Genomic DNA, 18,995 nt, shown 5'->3' with positions numbered 1-18,995 from the left:
TTCATTCTCCTCCCTTTTTCTGGGCATCCATCAACCAAACAAATGGATTTAATTTTATAAAAGAAACTTCAAAACCATATTTCTCAAATATATGTTGTAATACAGGAATGGTTGTATAGTATTCCCGCTGTAAATCTTCTGCAAGTCTATGAAAATTCCTTTTCAAGGATTCCCGAATTTTTTCCTGTTTTGCTTCCTCTGTTGAAAATACTGTATCTGCAAAAACTATTCGTCCATCTTTTTTCAATAATTCGCTATATTTTTGAATGGCCGTTTCCTTTTCAGCATCTGTTAAATGATGGAATGCATAGGTGCTTACAATCGTATCAATCTCAGCATCTATTTTTGGAAAGTCCAGAAAATCTCCATCCAAAAGTGTGATATTTTTCAATTTTTGTTTGGCAATGGTTCTCATACCTTCTGATGGCTCGATGCCAAAAACATTCAGTCCTCTTTCATTTAACATAGCTGTTAAATTTCCTGTACCTACTCCAAACTCCAGCACGGTACCGGTGGATTTTTCAGCAACGGTCTTAAGGATTTTATCATAATCTATAAAAACTTCTTCATATTCAGGGTCATGTCCGGTAACAGTTTGATCATAAGAATGGGACCATTCATCAAAAAGCTCATTGAATTCCCTACCCATCTTAATTCCCTCATTTCCTATAAATTAACTCAGGATTAACTTTAGCATGGTTTTTATAAAAGTGCAATAATGAATAATTGACACGAGATAGTACAAAAACACTCTAGTGTTCTAGAGTGTTTTTGTATTACATTTAGTATTAATTGAACAACCATTACCAGTCTTCCCAAAGACCTTTTGTATCAATACTCGCGAGGCGAACCCATCCATTTTGAACTTTTTCTTTAAAGACTGAGTTATTCTCTAATAGTCGTTTTACATATTCATTAGGTGCTTGAATAACAATTAATAAACGAAGAGGAGAATGAAAATAATCATCATCTGATTGCATGACGGATTGCCATGGCAATCCAGCTAATAAATCACTTGCATTCCCTTGCATTACACCTAGACCTGAAGTGATAGTTTGAGTTGTTTTATTTCCGCTACCGTAATAATGAGGTGCTACGGTTGAAGCGTAATATTGCAGATTAATCCATTGAGCAACCGTACCAGCACCAGCAATAATATTACCTAAGATCTCACCATTTTCATCTTGCTTCCAATCATAATTATGAAGGAAAGCCCTGCCTTCTAAATCACAATGATAAGTAAGTTCACGTTGTCCAATGATAAAAGCGGCATTACGAGCTAAGCCCCATTCCGGACGTACCTCACTCCAATCATGTGCAAATCGCTTTGCTTCAAACTTTGGATTTTTAAGTTTTGATTGAAAATTTGGTAATTGGGATAAACGCTCCGCATTTGCATTATAGCTTACTTTCGGCAAAATAGCTTGGATTCGATCAAATGCAACCTGAGCAGATGTTGAAAGTTCAGGAACATAAATCCATTGTAATTCATCCATAGAAGTTATATGCTCAGCGGCAGCGAAAACCGTATCTTTTGGAATTTCAATTCCTTCTGTAAAAAGTACTTCCCGGACCTCCTGAAGGTTGCATAACATTGCTAAAACCTTTGCATTAGTACCACTTGATGCCCCGCCACAAGCACCACAGTCAAGCGAGGAAGCATAAGGATTATTAATGCTCCTGCTACCATGTCCACAAAAAACGACTAGTGGAGAGAAGTTTTTTGTTAATCCCATCATTTTTAGAGCTTGACGTGCATATTTAACTTTCTCTCCATTCGTAAAACCAACAGGCAACCCCTCTTCTTTTTCATTAACATGATTAAGTGTGAGTTTTGTTTCCGGTTTACGCAACCAATTTTCACGGAGATTACGAATAAACTGATCTGTTGTTCGAGGAACAAAACTGCGTGTTAACATTTGTAGACTAAGCAAAGGTCCGCTTACTTCTGGTAAGATTAAGTTCGCAAGTAAATTATGCTTCATCTTTTTAAATGTATGACTTAACGAATTTGCCGCAAGTTTACGCTGTTGGTATGGTTTAAGTTCCTTTTCAGCTGCAATCTCTTTTATTTTATGTTCTGGCTTAAGGATAACCGGCAACGAGGGATGGCTATGTTTGCTGCCAAGTTCACTAGTGGAAATTGGCAACCCGAAGAATCCAGCAATTCCAATTGTTTGCAATGGACCTTCTTTTTCAAGGTGACGACGAAAATGCTCTGATCGCCCATCAATACAGAATGCTAACTGAGCTAATGGAGCTTCTTTAACATTCATGCGATGACGGTTAGAAAAGATCTTCTCGCTTAATTGATCCATGTAGGTCTGTTCCCATGCTTCAAGCCATATTTTCCTGCTAGTCATTTCATTAAATTGATGGGCGAATTTTAGATATTCAACCTGATTAACGGAAGACATTCCTTTCCATTCTTCTATAGAAAGTTTTCCCCAATGAATCCAGGATGCCAACATGTGAACAGAGGAAACCTTTTTTTTCATTCGTTGATTAGACAAAGGTAAATATGGTTTTATGAGAGCCCATTCCATTGAAATTCGAATAGCTAAATATTCTGTTAAGAGTTCCTTTTCATGACTGGATTGCTGTGAACGCCATAATATCATTCCCGCCCATCCAGGTAATGAAAGCAAATGCCCTTCAAGATAATTTTGAATGTCTGATTTTGGAATTTCAAGTAGCGATAGCGCTACTTCTAAAGCCGCTCCCGCGTCCTTTGGCCATTCCTTCAAACTCTTGCGCTGACCTTTACTGATTGCAGGGTCATATGAAATAAGCTGTTTCCACGTCTGATAGAATCCCTTTTCACGAAATGGCATAGTCCAAGTTGCCTGAGATTCATCCAGGTATAACTTACACCATTTGATGATGTGATAATCAAGAATATCCCCCAGTTTCTCCCCACCCTGTGGTTCTATTATCATACTTAAGGGCTGCACAAAAACCTTTTCCAAGCTCTCATTATTCCATTCCTCAATATTCTTACTCAACTTCTTTATCTCATGTGATGATAGAAAATTAGAAGGTATTTCATCTAATTCTAAAGCAGCACGACAATAACGTTCTATAACCTTCCGTGGTATATGAAAGGATTGCGCATCTAACCAACGCTGTAGTGCCTTTTCTACAAAAGCCTCGTCAATCTCCCCTTTTCTTCTTGCAGATTGGATCATAGATGCACTTGGAAATATATCGATACCGCGTGCATTCTTTAACCAACCTGCAACTTGTTCAAAAGATAGTTTTTCGAGTCCCATCCACGGACTGCGTGCTGCAAAAGTAGAAATAGGCCAAAGTGGTGCAATAACTCGGCTTGCAGATTCAACTAAAGCATTTATCCCACTTTCCTGAAAATCTATATAAGCATTTTTCTTTTTTATTTCATTTTCATCTACAGATGTTCCACTCATCATTTATTACCTCCGTGAGATAAAAATTTAAGGTAGTTCGGATGACTTTCTACTGCTTTTGGTTTTGCTTCACCTAATCGTACAAACCAAAGATACAGAATAGAGAAGAAAACAGAAGAGTGTTTGCGCATACCCATCCTCATCACTGTACTACCAAATAACAGGAGACATACTACAATAATTAGAATCCACATTGGAATTTGATTACTTTGATAAGTAGGAGTTGGCAACCAATGATAGAAGTAGTTATGAATGATGAAATAAATAATTGTAAATCCCACCAAAAATAATAATCCCGCTATTCGACCAATACTTCCCTCACCAAAAGCTACAAGTTGTTTCCAAGAAACGGACAATGTCCATCCAATGATTAGCGCACTTATGAATTGATATCCATTTTCCATGCCCTTAAGCCAAAAAGAAACTCCAACAATAATACCCAAAATAGGTCCTAGCATAGTCCATAAATAGGATGACGTTTTAATAACATGTGATGACTTTTCAATACGAGTGCCTAATGAACCCGCCTGCAAAAACAATGTCGCTTTAAACAGCCCATGAAAAATAAGGTGGAAAATAGCTGCTGAATAAGCACCTAATGCGCACTGAATAAGCATAAACCCCATCTGCGCAATAGTAGATCCAACTAACTGCCGTTTATAGTCTACCTGTACTAAACTAATTCCAGTCCCAATTACTACGGATATACTTGAAAGGAAAAGTAATACTATTTGAGCTGGATTGTCATGAAAAAGAGGTGAAAATCGAGTTAGTATAATTCCACCCGCATTTACTAAACCAGCGTGCATTATCGCAGAAACGGGAGTCGGAGCAACAACTGACTCTAATAACCATCGTCCGAATGGCCATTGTGCTGCCGGAATCATCACACCTAAAACGAGCAATAAATTAATTCCTATTTTTTCCCAATATTCGAGATGTGCTAAACTTTCGTTTGTTAAGGCTGATGATAACTGCCATTGTCCAGTTGCATAAAATAGCCAAATAATCGCTAATACAATCGCAACCCAACTTATTGCAAATAATCGAACAGATAATGTAGCTGCTTGGCAAGCCACTTTCCATCCTCGATTTAACCTAATAAGTAAAATTAATCCTATAAGAGTAAGTCCCCAACATATCGTCATTAGGCGTAAATCACCACTTAGCCAAGCAAGTGAAGCAGATCCAGTAGTGAATGTAAAAAGTATAAAATATTTTCGGTAAGATTGATCTCCCATTAAATAACGAACAGAGAAACGTTGGATAATTAAACCGAGAAAAAGAACAAAAAAGGCCATTAACCAAGATATAGAATCCAAGTACCATGGACCAATAACTCCATTAAACTTATTGTTAATTAGCGCAAATAAGGAAACTAATGGAGGTAAAGAAATAATTCCAATATGAATGCGAACAAAATTTAAAGGCACTCGAGAAAGCAGAAATACTAATCCGCTTAAACAAGAAATAGCTAGCACACTAAAATATATAATAAAAAATGATGACATACTTAAGGATACAAACATCAAAAACTCCTCCGTGAAAATAACCTTTACATATATAATCCCTTTTAAATACGTTCATTAATATATAAAATAATACTTATTAAATAAAAAAACCGACAATTTCAAAACAGCAATGATAATTAGAATCATTGGTATTTTGCAAATTGTCGGTTTCCATTCAACTAACAAGACGTTTTTTGAAGAGCTACCTTTTATGAACAAGAATTAATTATTGTATTTAAAGAAAAAAATGGTATAATCCCTAATCTAATTACTTATATTAGGAAAATTACCAGTTTATGTTATTCTAAGATTAGAAACTTTTTCATTCCATCAATATTATATATTAAGAGAATGCTAAAGTCTATTTCAAAAAAATACCGCGAAATATTTACTTACTTATAAGCGTATTCCATATCATATACATTTGTCAACAATTAAGACTTAATTTGGTTTTATTGCTGTTTTATATACAACGTTTTTTCAAAATCATTAAATAATTTAAATACCATTAGTCGTTCTCCGGTGCGGGAGCTTATATCCGTATGGAATCCTTTTACTTTCTCACCAGTAATCTTTAAAATAATTGCCTTAAGATCCTCTATCCCTGATTCCACTAGCTCAGAGCGTGTTTTCTTAATAGTCAACATCCCATCTTTAGTTTCACAAACGGAATATTCAGCTGGTGTTAAAATTCCTTGTAAATTTATTATGATCATATCCCGTAATATATCTGTTTTAACGGATATGGATCCGCGGCCAAGGTAGTCCTTTTCCCATTGAGTAATTGCTTTACTTATTTCCGACTCAATAAAACCTTTTGACATACTCATTTATTAATGGATCCTCCTAGTCGCAAATTTTTAGGTTAACCATTACATTTTAATTTCTTTCTTTATGTTGGTTGATTCCATTTAAAATATATTCAAGATAATTAATAATATTGGAATTGCGATTTTTTATAATTTCTAGCATTTCTATGAGTTCAAGAATTTGTCTTCTCTGTAAATTGGCAAGAATGTATTCTACAATTTGATTTCCAGACATCTTCACTTGCAGCTTTCGGTCTACTATAAAGTTTAAACTATTTGCCGGAAATATATATGATTTTAATTTTTCTTTAATTTGATTATAACTATATTTTTCTGATTTTCTGTCTAATATCATTTTTTGCGAACCCTTCCATAACTATCAATCCTTTCATAAACATATCATTTTTATATAACTCATATCAATATTTTTCGCCAATAACCCGTATATTTCGACAAATGAACAGAATTTTTTAAACTATTAATTTACATTACTATTTGTTATAATTTTGTTATTTACCGATGAAGGAGCTTGTATATTGTTACGTTGTTTATCAGCATTTCTGTATTAATTGTTCTCACTAACAAACAAAATACAGAAAAGAGGGAAAATATATGATATATGAATTATCGTACGAAGATTTTAATAAGGTTAAGAGAATATTTCAAAACGAACAGTATCACCCTGTTATTAATGGTGTGATAAATGGAATGAACCGAGGAAGAATTTTTGTAAATAACATAGAAAATCCAACAGCTGTATTAGTTTGGGCTATTAATGAAATGTTTTACTTAGCAGGAGATAGTCAAGATATTATTTTTCAACATTCATTAGAAAAGTATATTATCGATATCATTATACCTGCTGCCATTCAATTAGGAGAGGATTATTTCAATTTGGAGCTTTACCCACATAATGAGTGGGCACCTGTATTACCATCTATTTTCAAAAAAACAAATTTGCAGCAGGGAGAACGCGTTCCATTTACCTTTCATAAGGACCAATTCCATAAACTTTCTTTAAGAAAGACAGCACCATCTGGATATTCTTTGAGGAAAATTGATTTGTCCGTCATACAAAAAGACTTATCTAATATCATAAAAAATGAGATTCTAAAGTTTTGGGATTCACTACAATCTTTTTTGGATAATGGGATTGGTTATTGTGTTCTTAACAATAATGAAGTAATAGGAACTTGCATTTCTGTATTTGTCAGTGAAAATGAATACGAAATCGGTATTAATACTTATCAAACGGAACATCGCGGGAAGGGTCTTGCAACTTTAATGGCTGCATCCTTTATTCAAGACTGTATAGCAATAGGTGGAAATCCCCATTGGACAACAGAGTCGTTCCGCAGGGATTCCATTGCAATTGCAGAAAAACTTGGTTTTGAAAAATTGGAACATTATCCGGTTTACTTTTTTCCTTTTTAAGAATGGCTCTTTTCTTAAGCTTTACTGCTTTTTTAAACGAAAATCTTAAAAAGCCACCCTTCTTTGGTTATGAATGAATAACTGTCTAAGTCTATATTAGGATTTATAAAAATATACGAAAACAGCCTCAAGAATAAAAGACAAGGGTTTCCCTTGTCTTTTATTCTGCCATAATTTGAAAAAAAGTAGTTAATGATTCAGCTGGTTTTAAATATACTAATTCCTCTTGTCGGTTCAATTCCCCTGATCTAGCCATCCACGGTTCGACGCAAACAAATTCCTTTCCTTCTTCTGTCCAGCAAACCACATACTTAAATTCATCGCCATATTCCAATGAAATCCTTTTGCCTGCCTCTTGAAGATTGAATGCTATTTCGGTTTTTTTAGTGTCCAAAAGCATCAGGGATTCTTTTTTGTCTGTTAAATCGATTATTCCCCTAAATGGTTTTTCTTCTAGATCGTTATAGTCTAAGTAGGCTTTTGCATCCGAATCAATCGTTAATGCTTTCTGAGATGTCTTAAAATATGGATGAAAACCAGAGTAAAATGGCATTTCTTCATCCGAAAGATTTTTATATTCTTGTTCGATAATTAATGTATTCTTTTTTAGAATATATTTATAAATAACTTCAAATTCAAAAGGATAAACTTTTTTTGTTTCCTCATTACTCCTTAAGCATAGTTTCATGGAAAGCTCCTTATCCTTATTTGTTTCCACTACCTCCCATGGGAGATTTCTGGCAAATCCATGATTTTTCATTTGATATCTTCTGCTATTCAATTCATATTCACCATTTTCCAGTTGGCCGCTGATTGGGAATAAAATTGGGATTCCACCTCTTATATTTGCCTCTCTATTAATTAATGTTTCCTTATTGAGATAAAGGATGTCTTTACCGTCTATTACTAATTCCGTGATTATTGCACCTCGTTCGGGAACTACTTTAATATAAGATTTGGAGTCCTCATCACTTAATTCATACACTTTTAAACCTTCATTCACATATTGTTTGATATTGTACATGATTGTAATCTCCTTTAGCGAGGTTATTGATTCCAACATCTATTATGTCATATATTAATAAAAGATTGCATTCGTTATAAAGGAGATTCCAAATGAAGAAAAATAAAAAGCAAATTATATTTTTTCTTATTTCCATTCTGTTTATTTTAGGCGGCTTATTTACTGCATTGTATTGGATGTCACATATTGATCAACTAAAAAAAAGTGAGGAAAACGGGGTAAGTATAGTAGTTACTAACACAGTAGGTGAAGTACCTAGGCTTTAATTTTCTTAAGTATATGGATTTTTCTTTCATCTGTATTTGAAATTGCATTAACTAATAGTAATAACCTTAAGGTGGGAACAATATGTGGATTTATATAGTTCTTGCGATTGTCATTATCTTTCCCCTTATTTTCTTTAGGGTTTCATCTAATACAACTAGGCAAGCAAATAAAGATTTACAGAAAAATCCTTATGATTACTGAGTTACTCAACCACCCCCGCCTCCCTGGTCCGGTATATTTTAACCTCTGCACCTTTTTAGTGCCTTTTTAAATGATATAAATGTGACGATTTTGTGTCTCATGATATTCTCATTTAATTTTCATGTTTTTTTAGGGATTGGGGGTTAAGATGTAATTGTTAATAGGACAAGCTAGTAATTTTCCTACTTGATATGGTCCCCTCCATTATCAAGTAACCCCCTTATTTAAATACCCTAATCCTTGTTCCGGCTTTTATAGCCGGAATTTTTTTTATGGGTTAAAATGAAAATCAAAAAGGGGTTACACCAATGTTAAATTACAAAATAATGTATGAAGCACCTACACCAGAGGAATATAATGTACTGAGAATCAATGCTGGGCTAAGTTCTAAAGACATTGATGCTTCTAGAACAGGTTTACAAAATTCCGTTTTTGTTGTTACGCTGCTATTAGATGAAAATTTAATCGGAATGGGAAGAATCATTGGTGATGGAGGATGCTTCTATCAGATAGTGGATATTGCAGTCCACCCTGCTTATCAGGGGAATGGTCTGGGCAAAGTAATTATGATGGAGATTACAAAATTTTTGGATAAGCATGCACCTGCTCAGTCCTACGTTAGTTTAATTGCAGATTCGCCGGCAGATAATTTATATAAGCAATTTGGATTTGATTATACAGCTCCATCGTCTGTCGGAATGTATAAAAAGTACTAAATATAAAGGTGTTCCACTTATTGGTGGGACACCTTATTTTCATTTAAAATACTTTCTTCTAATACTTCAAATTTATCACCGTATACTTTTGTAATATGATTTTCTCCCCACGCACACAGCGAATCCAAGATGCTTTTCAAGCTCCAGCCATACTCACTTAATTCATATTCTACTTTTGGAGGAATTTGATTATATATGATTCGATTAATGACACCATCTGCTTCTAGCTCTCTTAATTGTTGTGTGAGCATTTTTTGAGTAATATGCGGCATCAATCGTTTTAATTCACTCGTTCGTTTTTTTCCATGTGTTAAGTGACATAGAATAACACATTTCCATTTTCCGCCTATAACTTCTAAGGTCGCTTCAACCCCGATGTTGTACTTCTTTTTTGACATATTTTCTCCTCCTTTTGTTATAGGAACTTTTTAGTTCCTATATAACCTACAGGTATCTATATAACTTTAAAGTACGTACTTCTCATACTGTTTTATATATCCCATAATAGCATTTGCCGGCGAAAAAGTTTACTTTTATTCTTATCCATTTACACCATTCTAAAAATACATTCTCGAGGAGGAGGAAAATGTCCGTAAATAAAAGACGAAGTACATTCGCATTACTAGCATTAGCAGTAAGTGCATTTGCAATTGGAACCACCGAGTTTATCAGTGTTGGTTTATTGCCGTTGATAGCGCACGATTTAAAGATATCCGTGACCACTGCAGGATTAACGGTTTCACTATATGCGCTTGGAGTTACATTTGGAGCTCCCATCTTAACATCCCTAACCTCGGCGATGTCACGCAAAGCACTATTACTATGGATCATGATTATCTTTATCGTAGGCAACAGTATTGCAGCCTGCGCTGGAAGTATTGGAGTATTACTTATTGCACGAGTAATTTCTGCGTTCTCACATGGGGTTTTTATGTCCATTGGGTCAACCATCGCAGCCGATATCGTTCCCGAAAACCGGAGAGCAAGTGCCATTTCAATTATGTTTTCCGGTCTAACAGTAGCAACAGTGACAGGAGTTCCTTTTGGTACATTTATCGGTCAGCAATTAGGTTGGAGATTTGCTTTTCTTTTAATCGTTATGGTGGGTATTATTGCCTTTATTTCAAACAGCATACTTGTTCCCTCTGACTTGAGAAAATCTGAGAGAACTACTTTTCGGAGCCAGTTAAATCTCATTAAAAATGGTAGGTTACTATTGGTCTTTGCTATAACTGCTCTAGGATATGGAGGTACTTTTGTTGTTTTCACCTACCTATCTCCATTATTACATCAAATAACTGGGTTTAGCATGAATTCTGTTGCCATTATCTTATTGGTATACGGGGCAGCAATTGCAATCGGCAATATCATTGGAGGCAAATTATCTAACCGTAATCCATTAGAATCATTGTTCTATATGTTCATTGTTCAAGCCGTTGTTTTATTCCTATTAATGTTCACTGCGCCTTTTAAAATTGCTGGTTTAATCACCTTATTTTTTATGGGATTGATGGCTTTTATGAACGTACCTGGACTTCAAGTATATGTTGTTATGCTTGCAGAACGATTTGTCCCCGGTTCCGTCGATGTAGCATCAGCAATAAATATTGCTGCCTTTAATGCGGGAATTGCAATTGGCGCTTATCTCGGCGGCCTTATCACTGATTCAATAGGTATGATTCATACAACATGGATCGGCGCCTTAATGGTATTATTCGCTGTCCTTTTGACAGGATGGAGCAGAAAGCTTGAGAAAAAGGATGAGCAGTTAAAAACTACTGCTTTTTAGAAACTTAACCTAATTGGAGGAAAATATAATGATTAAAAATTTACAAGACACAACAACATTGCATAATGGAGTGGAAATGCCCTGGTTTGGACTTGGTGTATTTAAAGTGGAGGAAGGACCAGAGCTTATCGAAGCAGTAAAATCAGCGATAAAACATGGTTATCGCAGCCTCGATACAGCGGCTATTTACGAAAATGAGTCTGGTGTAGGTAAAGGAATATTAGAAGGTTTAAAGGAAACAGGCTTTTCAAGAGAGGAATTATTTGTTAAATCCAAGTGTGGAATGCTGATTTAGGATATGAATCGACTTTAAAAGCATTTGAAAGAAGCTTAGATAAACTTGGATTAGATTATTTAGACTTATATCTCATTCATTGGCCAGTGGAAGGCAAATATAAAGAAACATGGCGTGCATTAGAAACCCTTTATAAAGCTGAAAAGGTGGCCATTTGGTCACCTTTTCTTTATTTCCGCTTAATTTCCTCATACTTCTGAAACCATTCCGGAAAAGCTTTTTTAAATTGTACAGGTTTAAATTGACCGCTTTCCTTTTTTACAACAATATGAGTTGTCGTACCCTTTGCACAAGTTTCTCCGTCCCCATTTATTATTTGGAAACCATAGACGGTTTTTAATCCCTGGTTCACATCCACCCATGTCTTTACAAAGACTTTGTCTCCAAGTTTAACAGGCTTTTCATATGTAATTTCCAGATTATATACCGGCGCATAATATCCTGCCTTTTCCATATCCAGATAATTATAGCCTATGTCCTCAATCAGCTTCGTTCTCCCTAATTCCAGCCATTTGACATAATTTCCGTGATAGATTACTCCCATCATATCTGTATCGGCATAAGAAATTTGAATTTCCTGCGTAGCCACATACATATTATCCATTCCAATACTTCCTTTCTTGTCTAAATAGCATTTACTGATATTGTAAACGATAGGATGATAATGTTCTATTAAACGGAACCATATCAAAAACAGATACAATAATGACGCAATCCCTAACTTTTATTGATACATGTAGAAAATATTGGTTTTAATTGGTTTTACTTTCAAATTGGCCCATTAATTACTTGTCGACACAGTTCGACAAAATTCGATATAATACAACTACGATAGATTTTGGTTGGTGAGTCACTTTTAGTCACTTGCCCACCCTAATTTTTTCACCGAGTTTTTGTGCTCGGTGATTTTTTTTGCATGGTTTCAGCCAAAAATAAAGGCAAGGATCTCTACGCAAATAGAATCCTTGCCTTTATTATTGTAAAATTACGGCCCCGAGAGGACTCGAACCTCCGACGCACGGTTTAGGAAACCGACGCTCTATCCGCTGAGCTACGGAGCCAAATTAAATGTGCACTAAATATTATACAGCATCCTGCCCATTTTGAAAAGAGTCTATGCCTTCATTAGACAATGGATAATGAATAAATAAAGGATAATAACGAAGTATATCGAACATGAAAGGCAGGAGCTAATTTGTAATCAACTTATGTATAGATTACGAAAAAGGATAAACTTCCATCACGATAATGAAAATTAACATTAATACTATGATTGTTATTAAAGTCCCAAGTAAGAATTTTTTCATAGATGATAAATCCTCCTCATTTCAATAATCAAATCTTATCAAATTCATATAAGACTATCTATACATTTTGAATACGTTTTTAAAGAATATTTTTTTAGAGGTGAACGATCATGAGCTTTTCTATATTATGTGGTGAAAAGGTGAAATTATCTGCATTAGTTGAGGATGATTTACCTAAAATATTTAACTGGTATCAAAATCCTGCTTTTCTTCGGCTATTTGACGCAACTCCGGCGCTGCCGCGTAGTATGTCATCACTGCAAAATTGGTTCAAAAGCATTGCCTCCTCGACCAGAGATTATATTCTTTCCATAAAAAGAGTTGAGGACGACCAATTAGTTGGCATTGTCGAGTTGGACGGAATTCTGTGGAATCAACGTGTAACTGGTGTTGCTATTGCTATAGGTGATGAAGAAAATCGCGGGAAGGGATATGGAAGAGAAGCTTTAGAATTGACCCTGCAATTTGCTTTTCATGAACTAAATTTAAGGAGAGTTCAGCTTACAGTATTTAGCTACAATCAGCAGGCTATTCAGCTTTATAAAAAACTCGGTTTCACACATGAAGGTACATACCGTGAATTTATTAATCGAGATGGAAAAACGTATGATATGCTTTTATTCGGACTATTAAAGCATGAGTGGGAACCGAAATTTAGCAAAGTCTCCTCCTAATTTTCCGGAAAGATTCCCATTGCTTCAGCATATTTTTTAATAGGGCTGTTTTTCGCATTGATTGTTTAAAATCCAAAAGACGATTTTAACCTGTTGCTTCTCGATTATAGATAGAATTCCTAATATGGTCTTAGTCTCAGAGAGTTATTCATTCTCAAAGAATATAAGAATGTTAATTAGGTTTTCATCTCCACAAGCAACATAGTGTAAGAAAAGAGCCTTTAATAGAGCGTCCTATTTTTTGAAAAAGGGGATGAAAATATGGCTGAGGCTTGGATTATTACTCTTGGTGTTCTCATTTGTATTATTGGATTTGCCGGATGGACTTTTGTCTTTGCTTTAAAGTTAGTGCTCAATATGGAGGATGCTGTAACTATAGACCCCGTCCCACCTCATACAGACAATTTTTCGTCATGACACCTTTACAGGTGTCTTTTTCATTTTTACCAGGCTCTCATATATGGTAATATTTTATTATGAAAAATTCCCTAAATTTATTAATAATCTTGGCTGTTTTCTTATAGATTGTTGCGCTTCGTATATTATTACAAACAAATAGTTCGGGGCATCTTTTCTTAAAGAATTATCGTTCTATACCGATGTTTATTAGATTATTGTCATAAATAAGCAACAAAGTTAAAAAAAGAGTCTTATCTAGGAGCAAACTGGGATGACGTATACAAATTATTATGAGGCACTCACCTTTCTATCTTCTTACAACGGCAGGACAACACGAAGAGAAAAAGGATATCATCATAAAATAATGAATGAATTGCTGGATTTATTTCATATAGATCACACGGGGTTTACATTTATACAAATTACCGGTTCCTGTGGCAAGGGGAGTACCGCCCAATTCATTTCAACTATATTGACACATCATTCTATAGAGCATGGACTTTTTACTGGCCCGCATCTTCACAAGTATGAGGAAAGATTCGCTATTAACGGTTCCTTGATTGAACGTGAGGAATTTGCCTTCATCGTTCTTGATATTTGTGAAAAACTTAAAAGTTATCCTCTTAAAGATGATGTAGGGCATATGCATATTATGATTTTGATTGCTCTTACTTTTTTCCAGAAGCATGGGATTAAGCTTGTTGTATTTGAAAATGGTGTTGGAGGAAAAACAGACCCTTCTAACATTTTTAATCCTTTGATTGCCGTAATAACCGAAATTACTATGGACCATGCTCATTTACTCGGATCGACTATAGAAGATATTATTATTGATAAATCTTGTATTATTAAGGAATCCACAAGATTCGCCATATGTGGAATGAATAATGTTCAAGCACGAAACTTTCTGCTTAAAATAGAACATCATTGTAATGCTAAATTCCGCTACCTTAATCGAGATTATGGCTTTATTTCGAAGGTAAATGATACTAGTGGAAGTGTATTTGATTTTAAGGGCCATGATTATTACTTTAAAAATCTACGTACGAGGCTACTCGGTGAACATCAGGTGCAAAATGCAAGCAATGCCTTAGCAGTTATAGAAGCATTAGCTGAATGCGGTTATTCTTATGAGAAAGAGCTCTTGACTCGCGCTATCAATCAAGCCTCTATGCCATGCCGAATGGAAATGCTTCATATTAATGGTGTTACATATTTATTTGATGGTGCCCATAATTCCTTAGAGCTACGAACACTTAAGGAAAGCATTGACACATTAGGACTTCACGTCTCCAGTGTTTTGCTATCCATTTCATCTAATAAGGATGTGGAAAGAATGATAAAGAATATTTACTTTGAAAATGCTTCTTATATCATTACGCCGCACCTATTTACTGAAAGAAATATAAATCAGGAACTAATGCTGACATCTTTAAAACCAATACAGGATATACGTCATTATTATTTCCAGCATATTAAAGATGCATTGGAGCAAGCATTAAAGCAATATGAAAGAAATCATATTGTACTGGTAACTGGTTCATTATATCTAGTTGGTTATGTCAAGGATTATGTACTTAATGAGGGATAAAAATGCCGAAAATCACCACCATGTTAGCTGCAGAAAATTTGATATACCAGTCTTATTTACGGGCACATCCCAATATACAGGAGACTGAGGATGCTAAGGTCCGATTACCACACTTGACCAGAAGACTACTAGACATGATCGGTTCTCCTGAAAGTGGTCAAAGGTTCGTATTAGTAACCGGCAGCAAAGGAAAGGGCTCGACATCCATGCTGCTTGCCTCATTACTTCAATATCATGGATTAAAGGTCGGACTTTTTACATCTCCCCATCTAGTACAATTTAATGAGCGAATCCGTTTGGATGGAAAGCCAATCTCAGATGTAGATTTTATACGCCTTAGCAATAAATTGCAGCCTGCAATTAAGGAAATAGAAAAGAATCTATCCTCCACAGAATATCAAGGTCCTGTAGGTCTCGCTTTAGCCATTGCAGTAATGTTTTTTCAAGAAAATAACACAGATATTAATATTATTGAATGTGGACGGGGAGGTACATTTGACGATACAAATGTGCTACAAAATGAGTATGCGGTTATTACCCCTATTATGGAAGAGCATATTTCGCAATTAGGTCCTACTGTTTTTGACATCGTAAAACACAAGCTGGGAATAGTAAAAGACAGTACAAAGTCCGTGATTATCGGCAAACAAGAGCCCTTTATAGAAGAATTTATGTCACGGGAGTTGCAATCCTTTTCAGGGGAAACTTTTCTATATAGTGAGGATTATGAGGCAAAGCAAATAAAGGTGGATAAAAACGGTACATCTTTTTCCGTCCACTTAAAGGAAAGAACCTATTCAGAAATGATATTATCGCTGCTTGGATCCTTTCAAGCCTATAATGCCGCAGCCGCAATAAAAGCATGCGAAGCGATTCTTCGACAGCCATTAAATGAAAAGAGGATCCAAAATTGCTTCCTCCAACTAGAATGGCCGGGAAGATGCGAAATCATCTCTCACAACCCTACTGTTATTGTAGACGGTGCCATTAATAGAGAATCTGCAAAATACATCCAAGAGGTCATTCAATCATTTGGGAATAACGAGGTAATTTCCATTGTTGGGGTTCCAGAGGATAAGGACTACAAAGGTGTCATCGAAACAATTGCTGCTATTTCCAAAAAGGTTATTATTTCAAAACCAGACATCAGCCACCATACATTTCCAACGGATGCTTATTCCTTTGCAAAAGCGATTCATAAGAATGCCTCAGAAACTGAATGGCTAGCGGATGCAATAGATTTAATAAGTAACGATCATTTTGATATTTTACTAATTATTGGGACACAAACTTTTATTGGTAATGCGAAAAGGATCTTCATTAAAGCTACTTTCAAATAGATTGTTGTTTGTTGGATATTGTTATAAGCCCTATATAGTCTTAATTCGGGGCATTTTTTCTTAAACTGCCAAACGCCGCTAAGGAGTTACTAGGATTTTTGTCTGAAAAAGGAACAAGTATAGAAAAGAGCCTTTATAAAAAAAATGGAACCAGCAGACTAAAGCGAATGGTTCCATTTTTGAATATCTTTAAACCCGAGCTCTTGTGATATATTCTCAGCGGTAATGGCAGTCATTTCTTTAATAAAGTCCATATTTTCCCCTTCAAATCTACTCGTTGGACCACTTACCGCCAAAGAGGCAATCACCTTTCTTTTATAATCATAGATAGGGAAGGATATACCAATGGTGCCGATATCCTGCTCTCCATAGCTCACAGCATATCCTTTTTCCACTATTTGCTGTAATTCTTTCAAAAAGGTAAGGGAATTTATTTTTCTATATTGCTGTATTTCTTCTAGTGAAAGATTTTTTCTCTCGTCTGACATATAGGCTAGTAATAATTTCGGACCTGATCCGAGATAGAGCGGGGACCGTTTTCCTATTCTGGTATGAAGCCTTAACGCCCGCGTGCTTTCTACCTTTTCAATATAGACTGCCTCATTTTGATTAGAGATAACTAAGTGAACCACTTCATTAATTTCCGAAGCTAATTTCTTCATATGCGGAAGCGCTATTTTGCGGAGTTCAAGCTGATCAGCTACAAGAAACCCAAGCTCCATAAGCTTCAGCCCTAATTTATAGCGGCTATCATTCTCTGATTCTTTCGTTTTTGCAATAAAACCACTGTATTCCAGCGAAGCTAATAAGCGATATACGGTTGACTTCGGTAAGCCGACCTCTTCCGTTATCTCCTTTAAGCTTAGCTCTTGCCTACTATCCGTAAATAGGTCAAGCAAACTCAATGCTTTGATAATACTCTGATTCATTCAAACCTTCCCCTTAGACATTCCATAATAGGTACACTTAGTTTGAAATGGTTTCATGCTCTATAATAATTACATCTCGTTTAGCCATTTCATCAATATATGCTTCTCCAGGAACTATTCTTTCAGGGGCGAAGACGCCTTTTTGTGTAATTAGACCATCGCCTATCATTTGGGCCACAACAGATATGGTATTAGCTGTAGCACGTGCCATTGCTGTAACTTTATTCACACGATCCTTGTAAGTTGTCATCTCATATTCATACTTAGCATGTTTGCCATTCTGTGTTCCTTCCACAATAACTCTCAATAAAACCGCATCATCTTTTTCCCCTAATTCTACAATTGGTTCCAGAACCTTTAACAGTACATCACGAGGTTTAATTTCTTGTCCTTTTACCTCGACCGTATAGTCATTTCTAGTTAAATTTAAATCTACCAGTAGCTTAAATTTTTCAGCATGCCCCGGATAGCGGATAGTCTTATATTCTAGCGATTCAAGATATGGATAAGATGATGATAATGTAGAGGTTCCACCTGCAGTATGGAATGCCTCAAGCGGTCCAAATTTTTCAAAGTAAACGGTTTCGATTTCGGATAAGGACGGTATTTCCTGTACTACTCCATTACGAATAATTAAGGACGGATCGGTATAATGATCGCAAACTCCCTCCATGGAGAATACATGATTATACTCCAGCGGCGGCTCAGGACGTACTGGAATGCCACCTACATATAGTTTGATGGATTTAACATCATCGAGCTTACTGGCGCCATATCCGGATAAAATGTTAATCATCCCTGGTGCAACACCTAAATCAGGAACTAGTGTTACACCTGCCGCCCTCGCCTCATCATGCATTTCCAATACCCGGTCGGTCGCATGCCCAATATGCCCGCCTAAATCTACGGAATTGACCCCTGCCTCTATAGCAGCTTTAGCAACACTTACATTAAATGAATAGAATAGTGCATTGATAATAACATCATAGTTTCGGATAAAATCTGTTAATTGTTCATAATCAGATGCATCCAAATATGCGGCTGATAATTTACCTGAATCCAGTTGTCTGCAAACCGCTTCTGCTCTGTTGATATCTACATCTGCCAAGGTTACCATTTCAACCCTTTGACTATTTACCAAGTCCCGTGCAGCCTCTTTTCCCATTAAGCCTGCTCCTAACACCGCTATTTTCATTGCTATTCCCCTTTCAAAATTTTATAGAGACAATTATGGAATGATCTGATTAATTATGGCTCTTTATATATTAATTATTGTTTACCGTT

18 protein-coding genes, 1 tRNA gene and 1 pseudogene are annotated in these 18,995 nt (G+C 35.6%); 9 read left to right on the top strand and 11 right to left on the bottom strand.

Translation table 11 applies throughout. The annotated features are described in order from the left end of the window. Nucleotide 1: 1 nt before the first annotated feature. The 5 genes from KHA87_RS17250 to KHA87_RS17230 form a co-directional block, all read right to left on the bottom strand. Nucleotides 2-649, bottom strand: a complete 648-nt coding sequence (locus KHA87_RS17250; protein WP_213095422.1) for a class I SAM-dependent methyltransferase — start codon at nt 647-649, stop codon at nt 2-4. A gap of 154 nt (nt 650-803) precedes the next feature. Next, nucleotides 804-3,425: a DUF2309 domain-containing protein gene (locus tag KHA87_RS17245; protein ID WP_213095589.1), complete on the bottom strand. Its 2,622-nt coding sequence runs from the start codon at nt 3,423-3,425 to the stop codon at nt 804-806. Then, entirely contained in the window at nt 3,425-4,954 is a 1,530-nt protein-coding gene (locus KHA87_RS17240; protein ID WP_213095421.1) for an NADH dehydrogenase subunit 5, read from the bottom strand. Before KHA87_RS17240 ends, KHA87_RS17245 begins: the two co-directional genes overlap by 1 nt. A gap of 434 nt (nt 4,955-5,388) precedes the next feature. After that, complete coding sequence (locus tag KHA87_RS17235) at nt 5,389-5,766, bottom strand: Na-translocating system protein MpsC family protein (RefSeq protein ID WP_213095420.1); 378 nt, start codon at nt 5,764-5,766, stop codon at nt 5,389-5,391. 49 nt (nt 5,767-5,815) lie between these two features. Beyond that, complete coding sequence (locus tag KHA87_RS17230) at nt 5,816-6,100, bottom strand: hypothetical protein (protein WP_213095419.1); 285 nt, start codon at nt 6,098-6,100, stop codon at nt 5,816-5,818. A gap of 257 nt (nt 6,101-6,357) precedes the next feature. On the opposite strand from KHA87_RS17230, the gene KHA87_RS17225 reads away from it, so the two are divergent. Beyond that, a complete protein-coding gene (locus tag KHA87_RS17225; RefSeq protein WP_213095418.1) occupies nt 6,358-7,179 on the top strand; it encodes a GNAT family N-acetyltransferase in 822 nt (273 codons plus the stop codon). A gap of 160 nt (nt 7,180-7,339) precedes the next feature. Here the strand turns inward: KHA87_RS17225 and KHA87_RS17220 are convergent, their stop codons facing one another. Further along, complete coding sequence (locus KHA87_RS17220) at nt 7,340-8,203, bottom strand: aldose epimerase family protein (RefSeq protein ID WP_213095417.1); 864 nt, start codon at nt 8,201-8,203, stop codon at nt 7,340-7,342. A gap of 92 nt (nt 8,204-8,295) precedes the next feature. Between KHA87_RS17220 and KHA87_RS17215 the strand changes: the two genes are divergently transcribed. After that, nucleotides 8,296-8,469, top strand: a complete 174-nt coding sequence (locus KHA87_RS17215; protein WP_213095416.1) for a hypothetical protein — start codon at nt 8,296-8,298, stop codon at nt 8,467-8,469. 510 nt (nt 8,470-8,979) lie between these two features. Next, nucleotides 8,980-9,387 (top strand): GNAT family N-acetyltransferase, encoded by a 408-nt coding sequence (locus tag KHA87_RS17210; protein WP_213095415.1) that lies wholly within the window; start codon nt 8,980-8,982, stop codon nt 9,385-9,387. A gap of 17 nt (nt 9,388-9,404) precedes the next feature. On the opposite strand, the gene KHA87_RS17205 is transcribed toward KHA87_RS17210, so the two are convergent. Continuing rightward, nucleotides 9,405-9,785 carry a winged helix-turn-helix transcriptional regulator gene (locus KHA87_RS17205; RefSeq protein WP_213095414.1) on the bottom strand — a complete coding sequence of 127 codons (381 nt, stop codon included), beginning with the start codon at nt 9,783-9,785 and terminating at the stop codon, nt 9,405-9,407. Nucleotides 9,786-9,973: 188 nt separating this feature from the next. Between KHA87_RS17205 and KHA87_RS17200 the strand changes: the two genes are divergently transcribed. Further along, complete coding sequence (locus KHA87_RS17200) at nt 9,974-11,176, top strand: MFS transporter (RefSeq protein WP_213095413.1); 1,203 nt, start codon at nt 9,974-9,976, stop codon at nt 11,174-11,176. 28 nt (nt 11,177-11,204) lie between these two features. Next, nucleotides 11,205-11,620: pseudogene (locus KHA87_RS17195) on the top strand (aldo/keto reductase); the annotation flags it as partial. Between the two features lie 20 nt (nt 11,621-11,640). Here the strand turns inward: KHA87_RS17195 and KHA87_RS17190 are convergent. Then, nucleotides 11,641-12,066 carry an acyl-CoA thioesterase gene (locus KHA87_RS17190; RefSeq protein ID WP_213095588.1) on the bottom strand — a complete coding sequence of 142 codons (426 nt, stop codon included), beginning with the start codon at nt 12,064-12,066 and terminating at the stop codon, nt 11,641-11,643. Nucleotides 12,067-12,459: 393 nt separating this feature from the next. Beyond that, nucleotides 12,460-12,532: transfer RNA gene (locus tag KHA87_RS17185), tRNA-Arg, on the bottom strand. A 356-nt stretch (nt 12,533-12,888) separates the two neighbouring features. On the opposite strand from KHA87_RS17185, the gene KHA87_RS17180 reads away from it, so the two are divergent. The 4 genes from KHA87_RS17180 to KHA87_RS17165 all read left to right on the top strand — a co-directional run bounded on the left by KHA87_RS17180 (nt 12,889) and on the right by KHA87_RS17165 (nt 16,782). Beyond that, a complete protein-coding gene (locus KHA87_RS17180; protein WP_213095412.1) occupies nt 12,889-13,452 on the top strand; it encodes a GNAT family N-acetyltransferase in 564 nt (187 codons plus the stop codon). Between the two features lie 261 nt (nt 13,453-13,713). Continuing rightward, nucleotides 13,714-13,869 carry a hypothetical protein gene (locus tag KHA87_RS17175; protein WP_213095411.1) on the top strand — a complete coding sequence of 52 codons (156 nt, stop codon included), beginning with the start codon at nt 13,714-13,716 and terminating at the stop codon, nt 13,867-13,869. A 253-nt stretch (nt 13,870-14,122) separates the two neighbouring features. Next, complete coding sequence (locus tag KHA87_RS17170; RefSeq protein ID WP_213095410.1) at nt 14,123-15,442, top strand: bifunctional folylpolyglutamate synthase/dihydrofolate synthase; 1,320 nt, start codon at nt 14,123-14,125, stop codon at nt 15,440-15,442. Nucleotides 15,443-15,444: 2 nt separating this feature from the next. Beyond that, the gene (locus KHA87_RS17165; RefSeq protein ID WP_213095409.1) at nt 15,445-16,782 is read left to right on the top strand and encodes a bifunctional folylpolyglutamate synthase/dihydrofolate synthase; all 1,338 of its coding nucleotides are present in this window, start codon (nt 15,445-15,447) and stop codon (nt 16,780-16,782) included. A gap of 158 nt (nt 16,783-16,940) precedes the next feature. Here the strand turns inward: KHA87_RS17165 and KHA87_RS17160 are convergent, their stop codons facing one another. After that, nucleotides 16,941-17,711: an IclR family transcriptional regulator gene (locus KHA87_RS17160; protein WP_213095408.1), complete on the bottom strand. Its 771-nt coding sequence runs from the start codon at nt 17,709-17,711 to the stop codon at nt 16,941-16,943. Between the two features lie 37 nt (nt 17,712-17,748). After that, on the bottom strand, nt 17,749-18,906 hold the full coding sequence (locus KHA87_RS17155; RefSeq protein WP_213095407.1) for a saccharopine dehydrogenase family protein: 1,158 nt from the start codon (nt 18,904-18,906) through the stop codon (nt 17,749-17,751). Nucleotides 18,907-18,995: the final 89 nt, after the last annotated feature.

The sequence above is a fragment of the Bacillus sp. FJAT-49736 genome, from assembly GCF_018343615.1.
Classification (GTDB): domain Bacteria; phylum Bacillota; class Bacilli; order Bacillales; family Bacillaceae_C; genus Margalitia.
The sequence above is the reverse complement of the archived record's forward strand: the minus strand, read 5'-3'. Positions and strand labels throughout refer to the sequence as shown.